This is a genomic window from Halorhodospira abdelmalekii (assembly GCF_016583625.1).
Taxonomy (GTDB): Bacteria; Pseudomonadota; Gammaproteobacteria; order Nitrococcales; family Halorhodospiraceae; genus Halorhodospira; species Halorhodospira abdelmalekii.
Genome location: NZ_NRRN01000089.1, coordinates 1 through 3,900, shown reverse-complemented (window position 1 = coordinate 3,900; position 3,900 = coordinate 1). Strand labels below are relative to the sequence as shown.

The following is a 3,900-nucleotide window of genomic DNA, read 5'->3' as shown; positions in this document are numbered from 1 at the left end:
GGGGGGACAAACCCGTCAGCACTCTCCGACTAACTTTTTCGGGGCTCAATACCTTCAGGGTCGGCTTCACCCGTTACCTTTGCACCTCGCCTGCTTTCGTGCCTACGCATCGACACGACCGTTGCCAGTCACGCCGCAAGGCTCGATACTAGGCTCGCGGCTCACGATTACCTAGGCGGGACTCTCACCCGCTAGAACACGCGGCCTTGCCAGGCCGCACTGTCCCCCAGCTTCCATCGCCGGCACCTAAGCCATCGCCACCACACCAAACGATCCATAAACTGCCAAATCAATCAGTGATCAAAACGAAAATTCAGACCCTCATCGCCAAACAGTTGATTCGCCGGTAGACCCGCTAGAGGGTCTTGCTGCCGCTGCGTATGAGAGCCCCCTCCAGCCAGCAGACCGAGGCGTAGGTTAGACAGCGAGAGGCGGTGGGCATGGATCAGCTCTAGGGCACCTAGACTCTGCAATCGCTTAAGCGCCTCACCATCAAGGGCGTCCAGTGCCTTGGGATCGACCATGCGCAGCCCGCCGATGTTCGCCACCGGTTGATCCTGACGCTGGATGCTCAGCTGCTCCATCTTGAACAGCCCCTGACCCTCAATCTCGCGCACCGCCTCCTGTGTGCGCTGGCGCTGCGCCTCAATGCCCTTGAGCAGCTGGATCTTAGCCTCCAGCGCTTCACTGGGGGTGCCCTGCTCAGTCAACAGCGGCTCGCCCAGATCACTCCCGAGGCAGTCCGCCTGCTCATCAAGGGCAACGGTGAAGGCATCCGCAGCCTGATCGTCACTGCGCGTCAGACTGAACGGGTAACGCCGCAGGTAGGCCGGTACGTAGCTGCCCAGCCACTGCCCATGCGGGCTTACGTAGGCGTTCTGCTCCTTCACAAAACCCAGCAGCACATGCGGTAGGTTGGTCTGGTTGTTGGGAAAGCAGATGAAATACTCCCGCACCAAGTTCGGCAGCTCCTGTAGAAAGACCGGGGCGAAGTTCTCCTGTGCCGCATAGGCATAGCCGGCATCCAGGTTCAGTCGAAGCCGGCCGTGACGGGCACTCTGGAACGGTTGCAGGTGCTTGTACATGGGGTGTTCTCCATAGCGAGGGCCGTGACTCCTAAGATGCTAGGGTCACGCCTCATAGACGGGGTCAGTGGACAGGCGGGATGCGATTCGGGCGCTTCTATCCCACCGAATACGTCGGGGCAGCGGCATGTTAAACCGGTTGCGTTACCAGCCACTGCAGCAAAACCGCTACGACCATGCGCCCCAGTCTATCAGGAGCACGGCCTCAGGCGCATCCGTGATCAGATTGACGAGGGAGAACAGCACATTGGCTCCAATCGGTTGTCGATCAGCTAGAGCGGCAACGTCAGCTTCACGACTTGTAGCGCGGCGGCAAATCGTGCTGAGTCCCATCGAACCCCGCATCGAAGCGAAATTGAGGCAGACCGAGAACAATCGGCGACTACTCGACGATGGCACCCCCAACAGGGTGCCATCACCGTCGTCATCGTCGTCATCGTCGTCATCGTCGTTATATCCATCGCCACCGCCGGTACCGTCGTCACCGCCATCGCCAGCACACAAGCACCACCGACTGAGCCGCCACCTCGGACGATCCCTGTGCCGCGCCATTGAGCCTCCCCAAGGGGTAGAGTAAACTGAGCTGTGGTGTCGAAGGATTCGGCCACCGACACGATCGACACGGCGAGTGACCCGGTTGAGGGATACCGCCTGTCGATCACCCGGCTACAGGCAACGGCTAAGGAGAGCCCAACATGCCCCGCCCTCGCTGTGAGCAAATCTCACCCTCGATCCCCTACTACCACATCGTCACGCGCTGTGTGCGACGCAGCTTCCTCTGCGGCGAGGATCACGTCTCCGGCAAAAGCTACGAGCATCGACGCCAGTGGGTCGAGGATCAGCTTCGCTTGCTAAGCTCGATCTTCGCCATCGACATCGCCACCTATGCCGTCATGTCGAATCACTGCCATATCGTCGTCAAGCTCAACCCGAGTCAGACCGAAGAGTGGTCCGATGAGGAGGTCATCGAGCGCTGGCGTGGCGTCTATAAAGGCGCACCCGTGATGCAGAAGCATCTAGCCGGCAAGCCTCTCGATGCCAGTGAGCAGATCGAACTCGCCGAGTGGATCGAGATCTACCGGGAGCGGCTAGGAGACTTGAGCTGGTTTATGCGCTGCCTCAACGAGCCCATCGCCCGGCAGGCCAACAAAGAGGATGGCTGTAAGGGCCACTTCTGGGAGGCACGATTTAAGTCGCAAGCCCTCTGCAGCGATACCGCCCTGCTCGCCTGCATGGCCTACGTCGATCTTAATCCCGTGCGCGCGGCCATCGCACCCACGCCCGAGGAATCCGAGCACACCGGGCTGCGGGAACGCATCGAGCCGCGCTTCGATCTCGACAAAGCACTGCGAGAGCGGTTCAATGCCGGCGTCGAGGTCGCTGGATTGCTCTCGTGCCTACAGCTGCCTGCTCCCGTTAAGCCACTGCTGCCTTTTCGGGATGCGACAGCGGCTGCCGCCGCCACCCTAGCTGGCATTCCCTGCACCTTCGAGGAGTACCTAGCGCTCGTCGATCACACCGGCCGCGCCATCGACCCCAAAAAGCGCGGCGCCATCGCCCAAAACGCCCCTCCCATCCTGCAGCGACTCGGGCTCGCCGATGAGCAGTGGCTCGAGCAGGCCACTCGATTTGAAGCCCTCTATCGCCGTAAGGGCCGGGATCATCTCAACGCCCTCAGCGGCAAAGGTGACCGGGCAGAACACAGCGGTGTCGGAGACAACGACACCAGCAAATCCCGCCACCAGGCTACTCGCGGACCCGGCTGAGAGATCACTATCGCTCATCCGTTCGACCGCGCTAACTGAACGCTACTGGCTCAGTCGAACCGATCAACGCTACTCCCCACCTTCAGCAAATAAATCGACTGAAACGGGCCGCCGTGCCCTACTCCCTACCAACCTTTTAACATAAGACCCGGTAGACGAAGTAGAAACGCTCGTTACCGACTGATTCCTCAATCATCCTAAGCCACACAGCCTTAAATGCGTCTGAGTCTCAGCATGGCCCGCCCTTCCATGTGACAATGCTTCCCTGTCTACTACCTTCCTTGCCCACCCAAACCAAAGTGCCTGTCCCTGTTCCCCGAAGCCCACTCGCGGACCCGGCTGAGAGATCACTATCGCTCATCCGTTCGACCGCGCTAACTGAACGCTACTGGCTCAGTCGAACCGATCAACGCTACTCCCCACCTTCAGCAAATAAATCGACTGAAACGGGCCGCCGTGCCCTACTCCCTACCAACCTTTTAACATAAGACCCGGTAGACGAAGTAGAAACGCTCGTTACCGACTGATTCCTCAATCATCCTAAGCCACACAGCCTTAAATGCGTCTGAGTCTCAGCATGGCCCGCCCTTCCATGTGACAATGCTTCCCTGTCTACTACCTTCCTTGCCCACCCAAACCAAAGTGCCTGTCCCTGTTCCCCGTTGGCACTCTCGACGCTGATTTCGGAGCTCAATACTGGGCCTGCACCTTCCCCTGTCAACGCTTAGCCACTGCCCTCGCGGGCAACAGCCCATGACTCGGGGTCCCGGCCGGTGGCCTCCCTTACCGGGCAGAGGGCTTTCACCTCCAATCTCCTACCGATTTATCTCGGCGCTCTGCCTGTCCGTGGCCCTTGGCCTGGCCCTTGCGTGTCCCTGGGCCTCCTTGCCCAACACAACCAAAGTGCCTGTCCGTGGGCCCTTCTCGATGCCTCATGTAGCCGGATTAGCCCGGCCGGCGCTTGCCTGATGCTCTGCGTCATCGTCACACCCCGTCTAATCCCGCTTCCTCTCTGTCAAAGCCCTTCGCTCCACAGGCTCCGCTAGGCT

3 protein-coding genes are annotated in these 3,900 nt (G+C 60.1%); 1 reads left to right on the top strand and 2 read right to left on the bottom strand.

Annotated features, from left to right (window positions below):
• Nucleotides 1-293: 293 nt before the first annotated feature.
• Together CKO15_RS13235 and CKO15_RS13230 are read right to left on the bottom strand one after the other, a co-directional pair.
• Complete coding sequence (locus tag CKO15_RS13235) at nucleotides 294-1,085, bottom strand: SapC family protein (RefSeq protein ID WP_200197164.1); 792 nt, start codon at nucleotides 1,083-1,085, stop codon at nucleotides 294-296.
• 168 nt (nucleotides 1,086-1,253) lie between these two features.
• Nucleotides 1,254-1,637 carry a hypothetical protein gene (locus tag CKO15_RS13230; RefSeq protein ID WP_200197162.1) on the bottom strand — a complete coding sequence of 128 codons (384 nt, stop codon included), beginning with the start codon at nucleotides 1,635-1,637 and terminating at the stop codon, nucleotides 1,254-1,256.
• Nucleotides 1,638-1,780: 143 nt separating this feature from the next.
• On the opposite strand from CKO15_RS13230, the gene CKO15_RS13225 reads away from it, so the two are divergent.
• The gene (locus tag CKO15_RS13225; protein ID WP_200197160.1) at nucleotides 1,781-2,851 is read left to right on the top strand and encodes a transposase; all 1,071 of its coding nucleotides are present in this window, start codon (nucleotides 1,781-1,783) and stop codon (nucleotides 2,849-2,851) included.
• Nucleotides 2,852-3,900: the final 1,049 nt, after the last annotated feature.

Bases quoted from the DNA above. Each gene is read 5' to 3' on its own strand.
- CKO15_RS13235 (WP_200197164.1), bottom strand. From the start codon at position 1,085: ATGTACAAGCACCTGCAACCGTTCCAGAGTGCCCGTCACGGCCGGCTT.
- CKO15_RS13230 (WP_200197162.1), bottom strand. From the start codon at position 1,637: ATGGCGCGGCACAGGGATCGTCCGAGGTGGCGGCTCAGTCGGTGGTGC.
- CKO15_RS13225 (WP_200197160.1), top strand. From the start codon at position 1,781: ATGCCCCGCCCTCGCTGTGAGCAAATCTCACCCTCGATCCCCTACTAC.